The sequence below is a fragment of the Desulfosediminicola ganghwensis genome, assembly GCF_005116675.2.
In the GTDB taxonomy this organism is placed as follows: domain Bacteria; phylum Desulfobacterota; class Desulfobulbia; order Desulfobulbales; family Desulfocapsaceae; genus Desulfopila; species Desulfopila ganghwensis.
This window is the reverse complement of sequence record NZ_CP050699.1, coordinates 2,530,584-2,546,471: the sequence shown is the minus strand read 5'-3', so window position 1 is coordinate 2,546,471 and position 15,888 is coordinate 2,530,584. Positions and strand designations below refer to the sequence as shown.

Below are 15,888 nucleotides of genomic sequence, written 5' to 3'. Positions count from 1 at the left end.
ACCCTGCCACCCAAGCTGGCTCTTAAAGCACAAATACAAAAGGCAGCCTTTGCGGTTTCGCAAAGGCTGCCTTTTTCATACAGCGGGATATCTTCGCTAATGAATTACTTAGCTGCGCTTAACGCCCATTCGGGCACGACACCGATATCTATGCCAAACAGAGGTATAACAAGCAAAAAGGTCAGGGCTACGGTGATAATAATACCAAGAATATTCAGCCCGAAACCGGATTTAACCATCTGCGGAATCGAAACATAACCGGAACCAAAGACGATGGCGTTCGGCGGAGTAGCAACCGGCAGCATAAAGGCACAGGATGCGGCAATGGCAGCCGGAACAACCAGCAGCAATGGGTTCTGCCCTAAACCGATGGCGATTGCAGAGAGGATCGGCATAACCATGGCAGAGGTCGCGGTGTTTGAGGTGAGCTCAGTGAGAAAAATAATGAGCGTCGCCACTGCCAGCACCAGAACGAAGATCGGTGCCGCTTCCAACAAACCTACCTGACCACCGATCCAGGCAGCAAGACCGGTTACTTTGAAACCTGCAGCAAGTGCCAGGCCGCCACCAAAGAGAATCAGAACACCCCATGGCAGTTTGGATGCCCAGGTCCAGTTCATGACGAATTCGTTACGTTTCAGATTGAGCGGAATGGTAAAAAGTACCAGCGCACCGATCATGGCGATGGCTGCGTCAGTCACCATCTTCGGGTCAGGAAAGAGAAATCCCAACTGCTTTCTAAATATCCAGCCCAAAGCTGTGAGCAGGAACACCACTGCAGTCCAGCGCTCGCCAGGGTTCATGGAACCCATCTCTTCAAGTTCCCGGTCGATCAGGTCACGTCCACCCGGCACACGCTTAAGTTTCATCGGGTTGGCGACACGAATAAGCCAAAGCCAGCAGAGTGGCAGTAAAACTATTACCAGAGGAACACCAACCATCATCCAGCTGGCAAATGTTATCTCATAACCATAGGTTTTATTGAGGTAACCAGCCAGAACGGTATTCGGCGGAGTACCAATCAAAGTGGCGATACCGCCGATGGAGGCCGCATAGGCGATGCCCAGCATCAGGTTCAGACCAAAGGCAAACTTTTCGGGAGAGAAATCGATCTCAGAATCCAGCCCCTCTTTTTTGCCTTCAGCAATTACATGGTGGATAATGGCCAGACCAATGGGCATCATCATAACCGTGGTAGCGGTATTGGAGACAAACGCCGAAAGCACGGCGGTCGCGGCCATGAAACCGAAAATGAGCCTACCGGGAGAAAAACCCACAACCCGTACGATGTTCATTGCTATGCGACGATGCAGGTTCCAGCGCTGCATGGAAAGTGCGATGATAAAACCACCCATGAAAAGAAAGATCAGGTGGCTTGCATAAGGTGCAGCCGCAGCCTTGGTTCCCATGATTCCCATGAATGGAAAAAACGCAATCGGTATAAGGCTGGTTGCCGGAATGGGAATTGCCTCAGTCATCCACCAGGTTGCCATCAGACAGGCGACCGCCGCCATTTTCTGGGCTACAGGCTCCATTCCACCGGGAGCAGGCAGTATCAGCATCAGGAAAAAGAGTAACGGTCCAAGGGCGAGTCCGAATTTCTGCCGATTGGTATATTCCTTCGGTTCTTCTTCTTTTACGCCGTCAGGGCCTGTTTTTAAACGACGGCTGTGTTCTGCAGGTGCCTCGTTAAGGCGTTCTATCGATGGATCGTCATCATGCACAGCTCTGTTTTCGACGACATGGTCGCGCGAAAAGTGCTTGACGATTTCCCGTGGCCTAAATAGCACAAGAGCTTTTGTTTCATAATGCATCTGCCATAAACGATCCCAAACTGCTAATGACATAGTCAGTCCTCCTCCATAATTAGGCAACTCAGCACCCAATGCATTGCTCCTCACGCAAAACATGGATGCACTACATAATGCTACATATCCTGGCTGCTACTGATGCCCCCCTGTCAAATAGATGAATTTGGTCTATTATCATTACCCCAGTGCCCACTGGAATCTACTAAACAAACCGACAATACAAATAGAATTACACGACTTTATGAATGACTCATCATTCATTACTGAGTTGTTAACAAATCAAGATGATTTAAGCAACTCTTTGAAATATTTCATCACTACATTGTCGTAATAATCAGGAATGTACTCATGTTAACATGCACTTACCAACCCAACAAAACAGTCCCAATATTGGTATGATGGATTTTCCATCCGTTTACGTTAAGAGAGATGTTGCGCCAGGAACAGTAATCTTGAAAGAAACATTCAGGATATTTGATACAAAGTAGCATACCATTCCAACGAGTCAATTGGTTTTTTGAACAAATTCATACCCTAGCGCCAATTTGCCGTCAGCTATTCAAGCATTTGCTTTATCTCTTGCCCTGCTACAACCCTGAGCAGCTGGGCATTTCAGCCGTATCACTTGAACTCCCTGTAAAGCTGAGACAAAAAAACGGGTTGAGATAATTTTATCTCAACCCGCACCTCACCGATGAGCCCGACATATAACGTAAACTAGAAACGCTCTGCTTCCAGAGAGAACTTTAACCTTGCAAGCTCAGAGTTTCACCATCCTTCAAAGTGATCACTTTTTCTGTCAGGCACATCTTCGCCAGTTCGGTGAACAACCCTTTCCGGGAAATCGAACAACGATTCAGAGCCACCTGGAGGCTCTGAACAAAGAAAATCCTCCCCAGGTATCTGAACAAGCCCACCCATATCAAGACATGCTCCACCCCGAGTCCATATCGGCAATATCGGCTTTAAACCCGATCAACGCCCGCTCGAAAACTTCATAATCAACTCCTCCTGCCAGGTCAGAACCCTATCTTACAACTCGTCCAGAATTTGCTCGGTGGCAACCACCCGAACACTCAAATATGACAGGGCTGCCATAATCACCGATTTTGCCTGTTCTGAACTGCAAGCGATTCCCCCAAACTCTGTCGGCGGGGTCGCGGTACAGTCATGCACCAGTGTACAACTATAATCCAGATCCCTGGCGGCCCTGACTGTGGCATCAACACACATGAAAGCCATCATTCCTGTTATCACCAGTTCCGTGATTCCCTGCCCCTTGAGATACTCCTGCAGTTCTGTCTGCTTAAATGAGTTGGGGAAATTCTTTGTTATCACTTCTTCCCCGGTCACGGGTTGTACACTCTTAAAAAACCCTGCCCCCGGGGTCTCCGGTATGAAAAAACTCGCGCCCTCCCCTTGTGAGTGGTGTCGAACATGCACCACCTGAAGATCGTTAGCACGAAATCTTTCGAGTATTCTGCTGATATTTTCCGCAGCTTGCTCTGCACCCGGTAAGACCATTTTCCCACCCGTAAAATAGTCGTTTTGCACATCGATGATAAGTAATGCTCTATTCTTCATAATTTGCCCTTTCTCTGATTTTTTGCTTCTCTAAATGATGCATGGCTATCCTGGCGACAGACTCCTGTCTGCCAATCTGTCAGAAAATGTAGAACAACTTGTCACATTCAGAAAGTGTCTGATTCGACATAAAGAGAGTGAAATACGACACAACATAGACTAGCTTTACCCCAACCTCTCTTCCCCCCATCTACTAAGGACCGACACGACATGCTTAAAATAGCAATTCTTGCCCTTGAAAACTGTGTTCATTCCAGCGTAACCGGATCTTTCGATATTTTTGCGGTCAGCTCACTGAAATGGCAGGAAATCCATGGTAATACAAAGCCGTTCGCTGAACTCAGTATCATTAGCCCACATGGGGCACCGGTAACAGCCTTTGGCGGTCTGAGCCTTTCCGCCACCGCCTCAATGGAAGCAGGAGAACAATATGACATTCTTATAGTCCCTGCTCTTTATGGTGATATGGGGCAGGTCGAGCATAGAAGAGAGATCTGCGAGCTCCTGAAAATTCAGCACGCCGGCGGATGCTGCATTGCCACAGTCTGCGCCGGTGCATTCCTTGCAGCAGAAGCCGGCATTCTTGACGGTCGTAAGGCCACCACCCACTGGGCCCTGGCAGACAATTTCAGAACTCGCTTTCCCGATATTCAGCTCAAGGCGGAAAAAATGCTGGTTGATGAAGGTGATGTCATTACGGCCGGCGGGGTTACCGCCTACCTTGATCTCTGTCTGCATCTGGTCCGCAGATTCGGCTCTGTAGAGCTGGCCGGCGCTGTCTCCAGCACATTTCTGATCGACGGAGCCAGGGAAGTTCAACTGCCCTACTGCAGCTACAGCCTGCCGAAAAACCACAAAGACCGGGAGATCCTTACTGCCCAGCGATGGCTGGAAAATAATTTTCGGGAGCCGGTCAGAATCGCCCGTCTGGCCAGCATGGTTGCCCTGAGTGAACGGACCTTTCTACGTCGGTTTAAAAAAGCCACCGGCGACACCCCCACCGAATATCTGCAGTCCACCAGGATAGAAGCTGCCCGCCGCCTGCTGGAAAAAACGACAGAACCCGTTGAGATCATTACCTGTGAGGTAGGTTACGAAGACACCAGTTCATTTCGTCGCCTGTTCAAGCTCCATACCGGCCTCACCCCCACAGCCTACCGTAAACGTTTTGCCCTCTCTGTTTGACAGTCCATTTCGAAGACAGCTACAATCCAAGCTGAAGCAGTCTCTTCAGCACCTTTTCCCCTATCAACTCAAGGAGAAACCTATGTACGCCATAGCTGTCAATGGAAGTCCCCGTAAAGGCGGTAATACCGAATTTGCGCTGCAGGAAGTTCTCACTCAGCTGGACCAGGCTGGCTGGAAGACCGAAATGGTCAAGGTAGGCGGCACCGCTATCCGCGGCTGCATCGCCTGCAACAAGTGCTTTGAAACCCAGGATAACAGCTGCATCCAGAAAAAGGACAAATTCAACGAGATATATCTGAAAATGGTGGAAGCGGACGCCATAATAATAGGTTCACCCACCTATTTCGCCGCTGTTGCTTCAGACCTGAAATCACTGACCGACCGAGCCGGATATGTCGCCTATGCAAATGGACACACCTTCGCCGGTAAAATAGGTTCGGCGGTGGTGGCTGTCCGGCGAGGAGGAGCAATCCACGTCTATGACAGCATAAATCACATGTTCCAGATGTCCCAGATGATCATCCCCGGCTCAACTTATTGGAATTTCTGCTTCGGGCTGGAAAAGGGAGAAGCAAAAGATGACGCTGAAGGTGTTGCCAACATGCACCACCTTGGTAAAGCGATAGACTGGCTGGGCAGGGCCATCAAACCAAAACTGTCAGAATACCCGAAAGCTACTGATGATTTTGAATCCTGACCCATTGCTCACCTGTAATACACAGGGCTTCCCTCTGATTCTGGACGCTCGAACAAGTTTTACCTGAGAAGAAGATTGTCCGGGCAATGAAGAGCTAGAGGGAATGCTCTGTTTTGGGTTGAAAAGGAATTAACTGTCGGCAAGCCCTTCCACCTTGATAATTACCAGGGTAATATCGTCTTCGGTTTTAACCCCGAGAGAGAATCTGGCCACCTCGTCGTAGACAGTGTTCAGAATCTCTGAAGCACTCCGGTGTGCATTGTCCTTGAGAATTGCTTTCAGCCTTTCCCTACCGAACATTTCACCTTCAGTGTTGAAAGACTCCCAGATACCATCTGTGCCAACCGCGATGATCTGACCATTTTCCAGGCCGAGCCGATGATGTTCCTCGTAGCTGATATCATCCATAACCCCGAGTGCGATGCCGTTTCCCTTCAGTTCCTCGAACCTGTCTTTCTGAGCATCATACAGGATGGCTGGATCATGCCCGGCCCTGACCCAATCTATCTGCCTTTTGCCCCGATCTATGCAAAGATAAAACAGGGTCATGAACCTGCCGGATTCAAGCACATCCTTCGCCAGGTGACTGTTCATGGCAGAAACGATCTCAGATATGGTTCCCGGTTGGGAGGCACGCATTCGTAAAAACGCGCGGGCTGTGGTCATCAGCAACGCCGAATCTACGCCATGACCGGAAATATCTCCAACCACAACGCTGAACGGATCACGGCCTGAACCCGGATGCCAGATAAAATCATAATAATCACCACCGATCTCATCACAGGAAACATTGCGACCGGCCACATCCAGGCCATTCACCACTGGTTTCTCCTGGGGCAGCAGACTTTTCTGCACTTCACCAGCGAGCATCAGCGCCTTTTTATGCTCGGTCATGTCGGTGACAAACGCCATATTGCCGATCATTTTACCCTGGTCGTCCCGCAGCACATTGCCATGGATGAGTATCGGCACAGAGCTTCCGTCCTTCCTGGCCCCTGCCCCCTCGATTACGCGAAACTCCTGTTTCATTAACGTTCCACGGTTGTGCTCGAGAAAATCCCTGAAATCTTTACTTGCCAGATCAGCTGTATTTTTTCCGATCAGCTCCTGGCGGCTATAGCCGAAAAGGTTGCAATATGCCTGGTTCACATCAATGATTGTCTGCTCATCATCGACCAGCACAAAACCTTCTGCTGCGGTTTCGACAATCCGCCGATGTTTCTCCTCACTTTTCTTCAACTCCCGGGTTGCCAGAGTCCGCGCCGTGATATCATAGAGCACTCCCTGATGGTGGGTTTTGTTGCCATTTTCATCCCGCACCACAGAGGTTTTATCCTCCACCCAGCGAATCTCACCGCTCCTGGTTATACAGCGATATCTCTGGCTGTACTCTTCAATGTTCGCTTCCGCCAGGGCAATGAGTTCTTTTTCCACCCGCTCCCTGTCATCCGGGTGGACGATATCGCCAAATGTCAGTGTATTATCAAAAAAATCCTGGGGAGAATACCCGAACTGCTGAATGTTCTCAGAAATATATTGCAGCTGTGCATCTTCGCCTGCACTTCGCCGAAACAATATGACAGGGCTCCGCTCCACAATCAGCTTGGCCATCCTCAACTCATCGGAAACTTTTTCGTGCTCTTCACACTCAAGCGCCAGAGCCCTGTTCCGCTCTTCACAACTCTGCTTGAAAAAGAACAGATCGGCCTCAGCTTTTTTCAGCCTCTGATGCAACAACTCTGCGCTGTCGGCCTTTGCCTGCAGCTGCTGTATCTCATGAATGAGTTCTTCCCGCGACTTCTCTTCGTGCTCGCCCATATTTTATCAATGCTGGAGTTTGAAAATACTGTACCAGAGACAAATGGCTCCTCAATTCCAGATATTATAATATGTCGTGACAGGACAGAGCACAATGCATGATGGTGTCAATAGTCACAGCTGGCAGAGCGCATCGGCTCAAACACCTTTTGCGGATTGAACCTTATTTGGGTCAAAATATAGATAAGCAGCCGCGAACGGGTCTTGAACTGGTTGACCAGGCAACAGTAAACCTGGCTATTTTCTGTCTTTTGAAATCACCAGCAGATAATCACCTTCAGCCAGCACACAGTCACCCGCAGGGTTCGATACCACCTCTCCCCCTTTGCCCTTCTGAACTCCGAAAACCGTAGTGTTGTGTTCCTTTTTCATGGTGATGAAAACATCCAGAAAAGTTTTATTGATAAATTCCCGGGGCAACTGCATCGAAAATAGTTCATTACCGTAGCGACTGCTCAAAAGTTCCGAAACAATCTGGCTTATACCGTGATCGCTTGCGGCACTGGCTATCAGGTGGCTGTTCAGCTCGCTGCCGATAATAATTTCATCCGCGTTGGCCCTCTGGCAATGGGGTTTGTTGGCTTTGTCCGCCAGTTCCACCACACTGTAGACCTCAGGATTGATGGACTCTACTGTTAAAGTGGTCAAAACAACCTTGGCATCGCGGGCCGTAGGTTCTATGGAGTCATCACCTAAAATGATGATGGTATCAGCTTCGGCCAGATTCGCCTTGCCCAGGCTTTCTTCATTTACCACACCTCGGATGAAGATAAGTTTCGGATCATCAACAGGTTTCTCCTCGATATCGGCTATCAGCACTATAGGCTGCTGCGATGTCGCAGAATCCGTGCGCAGTTCCTGCAAGACCGTTTTCGCTCTGTGGTTCCACTCGCAAATGATGATGTGCCCGCTCACTTTAGAGGTCTGCATGCCCTTGTTCTCCCGTATTCGCATATTGATGAGCATCGAAGCAAGGCTGGCGCTCAGCACACCAAGCAGACCGATGCCAAAAAACATTATTATTACTGCCAGTACCCTGCCCTCTAAAGTAGTAGGCGAGATATCACCGTAACCCACAGTAGTCAGGGTGACCACGCTCCACCAGACTCCACCTGCAAAAGAGATCGAAGGCTCAAAACTGGAGATAAGGTAACCGCTCACCAGCACAATGATGCCAATTACAGCTAATAGTTTCAGTACATTTTCCCGATATAGGAACTCGTATAACCGCAGTAGTTTGATTTTCATAGACCTTCCCGGATCAATCCCCTAACCAACCAGATTTTATGCCCTTGAGTTCCTAGACAATCGGACAAGATAACGATTATCGTCTAAAAACAACAGCTTTTCGCAGCCTAAACCACACCCTTCTGCTACCTCAAGTAAAGTTGCAAAATCGACATACAGCCAGGGAAATGGTTCGGAGACAATAGAGCCGAAGCGCATAACAAATTCTGTCTCTCCGTAATACACATCATCTTCGAAACGAAATTCCTCATCGACCTCCGCATAGAGACTGCTGAGATCTGTCGAGTCAGCAATGATCTGACCACCTTCTGTAATAATGGTTGCCGCATGACAAAGCATAGTACGCAACCCTTCAAGAGTGCCGCACAGCCCCAACCCATTCATCAGAAAAAGTAGCGTCTGATATTCACCTTTTTCTATCGAGTACAAATCAGTGTGCGCGACGCTTTTCACACCACGCCGCTGTATCACCTCCACCGCACCTGGTGAGATATCTATAGCATCAACCGCAATCCCATGCTGCTGCAAAAAAAGGCTGTGACTGCCACTGCCTGCCCCAACATCAAGCACCTTGCCCTTGCAAAGAGAAAGTGCTTTTTTTTCGAGTTCGTCCATCTCTTCATAGTCACGAAACATCACCTTACCAGTCATGGTGGACATCTCAAGAGTAGTTGACTCAACCTCAAGAGAAACACTGGTTGTACCATCTAGATACGCCAGCATCATCGCACCCAGCGGATCATTATTGGTTGCGCTAATCAATTTCTGCATCTTTTTTAAACCATCTGATAATAACGTGACATATGGCAAGGTTAGCGTACCAACCTTGGTCCGCCACTTATATAAGTATGTAATTGAGGCACAACTGTAACAGACAATGAATGGAAAGAACAGAGAGATAGCCCGACTTTCATCTTCTGATCTCAGGGCTGATCAATTTCAACTGAACCAGTCTCTTATGATCAATTTCTGAGCACCCTCTATGACCAAACGTTCCATCGGCGAAGGTGATAAATGCCAACCATCAGGTTGTGCTTCTCTAACGCAGCAGGAAACCGATGAGGCTATTACGCTGAGGAAGGCTGGATGAATAGATTAAATTGAATGGCTAATGCAAGCGCAATAATTCACTCTTACTTGAAGTATTGCGTCTTCATGGGACAGGTCCTGTCAAACTGCCCCCCTCAAGCCTAGCAATCAAGTGGGGAGACAGTTTTTTTTCCAGGCCATACGGTGAGGCCTGTTAGTTTTACATAGCCCTGTGTAGATAAACTTATCTTCTGCAATAGACAAGAAAGTTAGATCAAACTCCTGATCAAAAATTCAATTGCAGTGCTGAGTATAATGGGTAAACATGCTTTTGATATATTTTCAGATAAAGGATCGTCTTGCTATAATATTTCGAGTTTCCCCGCTCCCATCACTACTTGAAATTGAAGTTTAGGAGTAACAAGGTACTATTTCAATTACTTGTATAACTCGAAAGTTTATTACGAATATCCTCTACTCGTTTTCGGTTTACACCGAAATCATAATAGCCTAGCCTGGAAGCCGACCTAACGTGTATGAGCATTTCTTTTGATTGAGTCTCAGGAAAATAAAATTCAACATCATCTATGAAACGAAAGACCGCGGAGGATACCTCTGCTCGAATGTAGTCGTTTCCAACATCCTTGACCTCTGTCCTCTTTGACTCCCTGAGTATTTGCAAGATATGCTTTTTTGTGTCAATCTGAGTACTCGTAACAAGAATTGGCTTAATAAAATGTTCTTTATCATTTACCTGACTGTTCACACAATTAGGTTTGTCAGGGCATTTCTTCAGGTAACCATTTTCAAGACCTAATTCAGGTGATGACCCTGTACATCCTGCAAGTAACAAAAAGGTGGCTAGAACAACAGTGATTATTTTTTTCACTATTCTTATTCCTCATATTTACTGGATAGGATTGAATGACAGTACATTGATTCAATGCATGCACCTGTTTTTTTTAAACTTAAATTTCGCCATTCAATTTCAGCGAGTCCGCGAAACGCAGTGGAGTGATGGTACGGTTGGTTAGCGTCAATATCTATGTTGAGTATTTAGCTGCCACTGTACGAACTTTCTCAGCTGCTTCGTATAGTCGGCGTTCAGATAAGGTACCTGAGTTTACAGCCTGGATTATTGAATTTACAACATCTTGAATCTGGCTACCTGTATCAGCTACAAGGAGTAGATCAGAACCTGCATTCAATGCATCTATAGCAACACTACTAATGGTTTTGTTTCTCAAGGTTGCCTTAGAATCTAAATCATCTGATAATATAAGACCTTGGAATCCCAGTCCTGATTTAAGGGTTTGTATAATTTTAGGCGATAGCGATGCCGGAAGGTTAGGATCTAATGTTTCAATTATAGCTGGACCAGTCATGATAATCTCAACATTATTTTTGATAGCATCCTCAAAAGGGATGTAACCTGCTTGAATTGATTCTAAAGAGCCATCCATTATTGCTTCAGACTCAATTGCAGGGTCTAATTCGATAGTCGAATATCCTGGAAAGTGCTTTGCTGCAGCAGCAACATGACTAGATTGGATCCCTCTGATAAAAGCTGATGAGATATCGGAAAGTCGTATTGGATCAGTTGTCCATGTCCTTCCTAGTAACCATGGGTTGATGCCAGATACTATGTCTAATATTGGCCCCAGAAAACAATTAAAACCTAGTTTTTTTGCTGCTGTTGCGATTTTTGATGATAAATGCTCGAAATCAGAAAGATGTATGGTTTGAAGTTCTTCTATAGAAGGGAATGGTTCAACTAAATCGTGTAGTCTACATATTCCAGAAATCTCTTGATCTACAGCTATTATTATTTGTTTTGAAAATGATTTGGCCTCGTTATTAAAACAAAGTACGGTTTCTGGAGTCTCTAATAATTTCCGTTCAATTGAGACCTGCCTGGAAACATACTCTTCACGGGTTTCACCCACTAAAATTGAGCAACCTCCTTCTGATAAAAACTCTTTAACAGAATCGCTCAACGAAAGGCAACTAAATGCTGGGAAGATAACAGCATGTGCGTTTTGTTTATTTGTAAATATCATAATTTCTACTGAAATTTAATTTTCAATCGCTAACATTGAGAGAACTCGGCCGCATGCTCTTGCGGGCCAGTACTTGTTGCCTGGTTAGCAGTATTATTTAATTACAATATCATACACATCTAATAGCGACAAAACATCGGGTGAAGAAAATACCGTTTTCTTAAGTTTATTGGCGCCTGGATGAATCGAATAGTTGAATGCATCAGACAAATCAGTATATTCCAAATTTGTATTAACAAATCTGGTTCCGGTAAAATCAGAGTGGCGACAATCCGCTCTGGACAAATTTGCTTCAGAAAAATCAGCCTCTTTCACTTTACAATTGGTAATTTCTGTGCCTTTCAGATCCACATTGATAAAACTACAGTAATCCAATGAACATTGTCTAAATATTACATCTAGAGGTATGCCAGTTTCAGCCCACTGAATTCCTGTTAGTTTTGATTCCTCAAAGAGGACATCATCAAAAACAGTATGTTTTACTGAAATTGAGTTTAAATCGCAATTTGTAAAGCTACAACGCTCAAACCTGCAATTAAAGAAATTCACTTTGGACAATTTACAGTTTACAAATTTACAGTCACAAAACTCTACCTCAACAAATTTAGTGTGTTGTGGCAAGTTGATATCCAAAAACATTTCGTCTTCGAACATTTCATAATCCAATATATCAGGACTGTCTTTTTTCATATACATGGTTAAAGATGATTTTACTAAGACCACACTATTTTCTTTCTTTACTTTCTAAAATGGAGTGGTGGTGCACAGGGCCTTTACACGTCCCTGCGAACGATTGGTTAAACGATTGTTTTTTTTGTGGCTTATTTAATTAATTTCTCAATTTTATCATATGAATCTAATAGAGTATTTTTTTTATTTTCTAGCTCTAGAAGCAGTGGTGCTATTTGAGTAATCTCTGCATTTAAAACCGAATTCAATTGATTTAATGCTTGCCATATTTGCTGATCCGCTTCTTGATATTTCCACATAGAGCTTATTGTTTCATCCCATTCATCCACCTTAGCTCTCCTTTCTTCAAGAATTGTTTCAAATTCCTCAAGATCAGAAAACTCTTGCCCCATATAGTGCTCATCCGTTACAATTTTTTTGTATAGCTTAATCGATTCGATTGCTTTCTTGTTAATACCTATTGCTTGTTTTATATTTACATCAGCTTTATTTTTAGTACCTACAACCTTGTTTAATAAAGCATAGAATTCTTGCATGTTCTGATAGTGTGCTAATTTTGAATTAAACTTATGTTGTTTTCTACCGGCTGAAAAACTATACAGCAAAGACATAGTTGCAACCACTAAAGCAGCTAACGATATATATTCACTTGGATTCCAACTATTGGTTATAGACATTTTTTATTCAACTACAAACTTTTAAGGTTTAACTCACCGAAGAGTTTCAGCGAGTCCGAGTGAAACGCCATATTATGCGTGCTTTGTTCTTAAAACATCTTCTATTTCACCCCTCATCGTGTATTCCAACCCATCGATTTCGTCGATATGCTCTCCAATTATTTTGAAGTTCATTGCTTCAGCCAATTTAATAGAGGGGTAGTTTGCAGGACTGATGGTTAGTATAAAAGTTCTTACATTCGATTCATAGTTAGCCCACTCCATCATCGCAATGGCACTTTCCTTAGCAATCCCTCTTCTTCTGTATTCTGGGTCTATTGTATATCCCAATTCGACCGCTAATTCAGAAATTTCCAAAAGATCCGGGTCTGGTGCTTTGTGATGAAAGCTTATGTGCCCAACCATTCTATTATCATTCTTTTGGAGAATTGCTCGGTACATCCACTTTTGCTGACTGCTATCTCGCTCAATCATCTCACTGCTGTCTCACAAATAATAACGTGATTACGGATAAATAAAGGCTCGGAGAGCTTCTTGTGTTATAGTGAATTTGCGAAAAACAATATAATAACAAGGAGATCCGAGCCATGGCTCATTCTAGCACAATCCTAAATCAGATTGCTTCATTTTTCCCAAGACATGATTTTGAGAAACTGGCAAGAAAGCATCATCATGGACAAAAGTTTCGCTCCTTCAACAGATGGAGCCAGTTTCTCGCCATGACTATAGCCCAACTCACTTCCAGAAAGAGCCTTCGTGACTTAGTCAGCAACCTGGCCGTTCAAAAGTCTCGTTTGTATCATTTGGGTATGAGGCCAACTAGTCGGGCCACCTTGGCTCGTGTCAATGAGCAACAGCCTTATGAGACTTTCAAAGCCATGTTCTTTCAGCTTTTGCATAAGTGCCAGGCGAATGCTCCGAAGCATAGGTTCAAGTTCAAGGGTAAAATTTATTTACTCGATGCAACGATGGTCAATCTCTGTCTCTCAGTGTTTCCGTGGGCTAACTACCGCAAAACCAAGGGTGCCATGAAATTGCATTTTGGCCTTGATGCAAGTGGCTATCTTCCAGTCTTCATGGATATGACGGAGGGCAAAAAACATGAAATCGAATGGGCACGATCTCTTAACCTGCCTGCCGGTTCTTGTGTAGTTTTTGACCGAGGGTTCACCGATTACACTTGGTACGAGACCCTCGACAAACGCAAAATAACGTTCGTAACACGGCTTAAAAGTAATGCAAAAGTCTATCGCTACGGCAACCGACGTAAACCCGATTCTCCTGATGTTCTTGAAGACCAAAAGATAAAAATTCCAGGATATCAGTTCACTTTTCGACGGATTATCTATGTTGATCCAGAAACGGGCATTGAGTATCAGTTTGTGACAAATTCGAGGAAACTCAAAGCATCAGAGGTTGCTGCAATTTATAAAGAACGCTGGCAAATCGAACTGTTCTTTAAGTGGATCAAGCAACAACTAAAAGTGAAGACGTTTCTTGGAACATCTGAAAACGCAGTACTTACACAGCTATGGATTGCCCTCTGTGTCTATCTAATGCTGTCGTATTTTAAATTCATGGCCAAATTCAAAGGATCGCTCACGCAACTGCTCAGGCTATTGCAATTGAACATTTTTGAAAGAAGACCGTTGGCTGACTTGTTAAAGCCGCCTGACAAACCAGGAAAAACACAATTTTCGCCACAACTTGCATTGTGGAATTAACTATGAGACAGCAGTGCAATCATCTCAAGTCTTCTATTGAGCCATATTCTATTCGGCATTGGTAAACCAGGAGGTATTACAAATCCGGAAAGCTGTTGGGCCTTCTCATAATTTCCTTCATTAATCATACGAAGTAAAGGAATGCTCATACTCTTCAGTATAAGTCTATTTGTCTCAATAGGAGGTATTTTATTATTATCTGGCATATAGTTGAGTTCAGGGCCGCACGCTTTTTGCGCGTCCCCTGGACGGCTTGTTAAATTATTTTTCAGTTATCTTCCTGAAATTGATAGTGTAGTTATACTTGTTTCCAAAAACTTGAAATACTGTAAAACCATATTTTGCAACTAAAGATTTAAGATCCTCAACACTAATCTTGTCGGGATCTCCAACTAACTCTGAGATCGACAAAATTCCCCCTTCTTTTAAAACCCTATAAATCTCCTTTAAATATGTGTCTTTATTGTCAACCTCACCTAAGACTGTTACCATAAATACTCTATCAAAAAGGTTGCTTTCCAGATCAAGGCAGTAGCCATCAGTTAACTTGTAATCTACATTAGTAATTCCTTTTTTATCGAGTCGTTTTTTTGACATATCCAACATTTCTTGTTGAATATCTATCAAGACAAGCCTACCGCTTTCCAGTTTTTTTGCAACATGAGAACTGAAATAGCCAGGACCTGGACCTATCTCTAATATATTTTGGTCTCCGCTTATATCTAATCTTTGGATCAACTTTTTGGGAGACAGAAATAAGTTACGGAAGGGAATTAAGAGAGTAAAAGCATACTTAGGTGGAAACACACCTTTACCTGAAAAACTATTTCTATATCGAGTTGTCATTATTTTTTTTTAGTGCACTTCATCGTTTACAACTATGTCAATACATCGTTTACACATAGTTGCGCTTGAGACGACCCAGTTCATCTTGGATTTTTCCCTTAACATCAGAACGACAGGTTCCCACGTTCCTTAAAAAAGCCTGCAACAGGATCATGCCACCTCTGTGCCGGTCACCACCTGGTCAGTGAGCAGGTTACTTCCACACTTATCACAGTTCAGCTCGCGAAACACTGGTTTTGATGACATCTGTCAACGCTGATTTCGACACCTCAACGGTGGTTCACTCTCGTTCATCTTCCTGAAGCACACCTGACAGGTTTACCTCCTGCCTTTTCCTACACGCTCACTACCATGGCTCTTTGCCACAGCAACTTCAGGCGGTTTGATTCCAGGTCCTGCAACCCGAAATCGGGGGGGGGGAGGCCTACCTCCCCTTCCCTTTTAAAGTTTCGTGGCACACGCGAGCTTGAGCGAGTCCGAGCGGAACGTGGTGGAGCGGTGTTTAACGCTTGGCTA

The 15,888-nt window shown here is 44.8% G+C and carries 14 protein-coding genes; 3 read left to right on the top strand and 11 right to left on the bottom strand.

All coding sequences use genetic code 11. From position 1 onward, the window contains the following. Positions 1-104: 104 nt before the first annotated feature. The gene (locus tag FCL45_RS10840) at positions 105-1,847 is read right to left on the bottom strand and encodes an SLC13 family permease (RefSeq protein ID WP_136799376.1); all 1,743 of its coding nucleotides are present in this window, start codon (positions 1,845-1,847) and stop codon (positions 105-107) included. A gap of 996 nt (positions 1,848-2,843) precedes the next feature. Then, a complete protein-coding gene (locus tag FCL45_RS10835) occupies positions 2,844-3,395 on the bottom strand; it encodes a cysteine hydrolase family protein (RefSeq protein ID WP_136799377.1) in 552 nt (183 codons plus the stop codon). Between the two features lie 210 nt (positions 3,396-3,605). Between FCL45_RS10835 and FCL45_RS10830 the strand changes: the two genes are divergently transcribed. Both FCL45_RS10830 and FCL45_RS10825 read left to right on the top strand, forming a co-directional pair. After that, complete coding sequence (locus FCL45_RS10830) at positions 3,606-4,580, top strand: GlxA family transcriptional regulator (RefSeq protein WP_136799378.1); 975 nt, start codon at positions 3,606-3,608, stop codon at positions 4,578-4,580. 82 nt (positions 4,581-4,662) lie between these two features. After that, the gene (locus tag FCL45_RS10825) at positions 4,663-5,280 is read left to right on the top strand and encodes a flavodoxin family protein (protein WP_136799379.1); all 618 of its coding nucleotides are present in this window, start codon (positions 4,663-4,665) and stop codon (positions 5,278-5,280) included. 129 nt (positions 5,281-5,409) lie between these two features. On the opposite strand, the gene FCL45_RS10820 is transcribed toward FCL45_RS10825, so the two are convergent. The 8 genes from FCL45_RS10820 to FCL45_RS10785 form a co-directional block, all read right to left on the bottom strand. After that, positions 5,410-7,098 carry a SpoIIE family protein phosphatase gene (locus FCL45_RS10820; protein ID WP_136799380.1) on the bottom strand — a complete coding sequence of 563 codons (1,689 nt, stop codon included), beginning with the start codon at positions 7,096-7,098 and terminating at the stop codon, positions 5,410-5,412. Positions 7,099-7,335: 237 nt separating this feature from the next. Further along, positions 7,336-8,346, bottom strand: coding sequence for a potassium channel family protein (locus tag FCL45_RS10815; RefSeq protein WP_136799381.1), 1,011 nt, complete (start codon positions 8,344-8,346; stop codon positions 7,336-7,338). Between the two features lie 36 nt (positions 8,347-8,382). Beyond that, entirely contained in the window at positions 8,383-9,117 is a 735-nt protein-coding gene (locus FCL45_RS10810; protein ID WP_136799382.1) for a class I SAM-dependent methyltransferase, read from the bottom strand. A gap of 691 nt (positions 9,118-9,808) precedes the next feature. Then, on the bottom strand, positions 9,809-10,264 hold the full coding sequence (locus FCL45_RS10805) for a DUF1499 domain-containing protein (RefSeq protein ID WP_228721476.1): 456 nt from the start codon (positions 10,262-10,264) through the stop codon (positions 9,809-9,811). Positions 10,265-10,418: 154 nt separating this feature from the next. Then, positions 10,419-11,435, bottom strand: coding sequence for a glycoside hydrolase family 3 N-terminal domain-containing protein (locus tag FCL45_RS10800; protein ID WP_136799384.1), 1,017 nt, complete (start codon positions 11,433-11,435; stop codon positions 10,419-10,421). A 93-nt stretch (positions 11,436-11,528) separates the two neighbouring features. Next, positions 11,529-12,158 (bottom strand): pentapeptide repeat-containing protein, encoded by a 630-nt coding sequence (locus tag FCL45_RS10795; protein ID WP_136799385.1) that lies wholly within the window; start codon positions 12,156-12,158, stop codon positions 11,529-11,531. 98 nt (positions 12,159-12,256) lie between these two features. Continuing rightward, entirely contained in the window at positions 12,257-12,802 is a 546-nt protein-coding gene (locus FCL45_RS10790; RefSeq protein ID WP_136799386.1) for a hypothetical protein, read from the bottom strand. A gap of 72 nt (positions 12,803-12,874) precedes the next feature. After that, positions 12,875-13,276 carry a GNAT family N-acetyltransferase gene (locus FCL45_RS10785; protein WP_136799387.1) on the bottom strand — a complete coding sequence of 134 codons (402 nt, stop codon included), beginning with the start codon at positions 13,274-13,276 and terminating at the stop codon, positions 12,875-12,877. Between the two features lie 113 nt (positions 13,277-13,389). Here FCL45_RS10785 and FCL45_RS10780 point away from each other — a divergent pair, with 113 nt between their 5' ends. Beyond that, entirely contained in the window at positions 13,390-14,526 is a 1,137-nt protein-coding gene (locus FCL45_RS10780; protein WP_176359988.1) for an IS4 family transposase, read from the top strand. Positions 14,527-14,787: 261 nt separating this feature from the next. Here the strand turns inward: FCL45_RS10780 and FCL45_RS10775 are convergent, their stop codons facing one another. Then, complete coding sequence (locus FCL45_RS10775) at positions 14,788-15,372, bottom strand: class I SAM-dependent methyltransferase (protein ID WP_136800019.1); 585 nt, start codon at positions 15,370-15,372, stop codon at positions 14,788-14,790. Positions 15,373-15,888: the final 516 nt, after the last annotated feature.

Excerpts from the sequence above, each read along its gene's own strand:
- FCL45_RS10840 (WP_136799376.1), bottom strand. The coding sequence starts at position 1,847 with ATGTCATTAGCAGTTTGGGATCGTTTATGGCAGATGCATTATGAAACA.
- FCL45_RS10835 (WP_136799377.1), bottom strand. The coding sequence starts at position 3,395 with ATGAAGAATAGAGCATTACTTATCATCGATGTGCAAAACGACTATTTT.
- FCL45_RS10830 (WP_136799378.1), top strand. The coding sequence starts at position 3,606 with ATGCTTAAAATAGCAATTCTTGCCCTTGAAAACTGTGTTCATTCCAGC.
- FCL45_RS10825 (WP_136799379.1), top strand. The coding sequence starts at position 4,663 with ATGTACGCCATAGCTGTCAATGGAAGTCCCCGTAAAGGCGGTAATACC.
- FCL45_RS10820 (WP_136799380.1), bottom strand. The coding sequence starts at position 7,098 with ATGGGCGAGCACGAAGAGAAGTCGCGGGAAGAACTCATTCATGAGATA.
- FCL45_RS10815 (WP_136799381.1), bottom strand. The coding sequence starts at position 8,346 with ATGAAAATCAAACTACTGCGGTTATACGAGTTCCTATATCGGGAAAAT.
- FCL45_RS10810 (WP_136799382.1), bottom strand. The coding sequence starts at position 9,117 with ATGCAGAAATTGATTAGCGCAACCAATAATGATCCGCTGGGTGCGATG.
- FCL45_RS10800 (WP_136799384.1), bottom strand. The coding sequence starts at position 11,435 with ATGATATTTACAAATAAACAAAACGCACATGCTGTTATCTTCCCAGCA.
- FCL45_RS10790 (WP_136799386.1), bottom strand. The coding sequence starts at position 12,802 with ATGTCTATAACCAATAGTTGGAATCCAAGTGAATATATATCGTTAGCT.
- FCL45_RS10785 (WP_136799387.1), bottom strand. The coding sequence starts at position 13,276 with ATGATTGAGCGAGATAGCAGTCAGCAAAAGTGGATGTACCGAGCAATT.
- FCL45_RS10780 (WP_176359988.1), top strand. The coding sequence starts at position 13,390 with ATGGCTCATTCTAGCACAATCCTAAATCAGATTGCTTCATTTTTCCCA.
- FCL45_RS10775 (WP_136800019.1), bottom strand. The coding sequence starts at position 15,372 with ATGACAACTCGATATAGAAATAGTTTTTCAGGTAAAGGTGTGTTTCCA.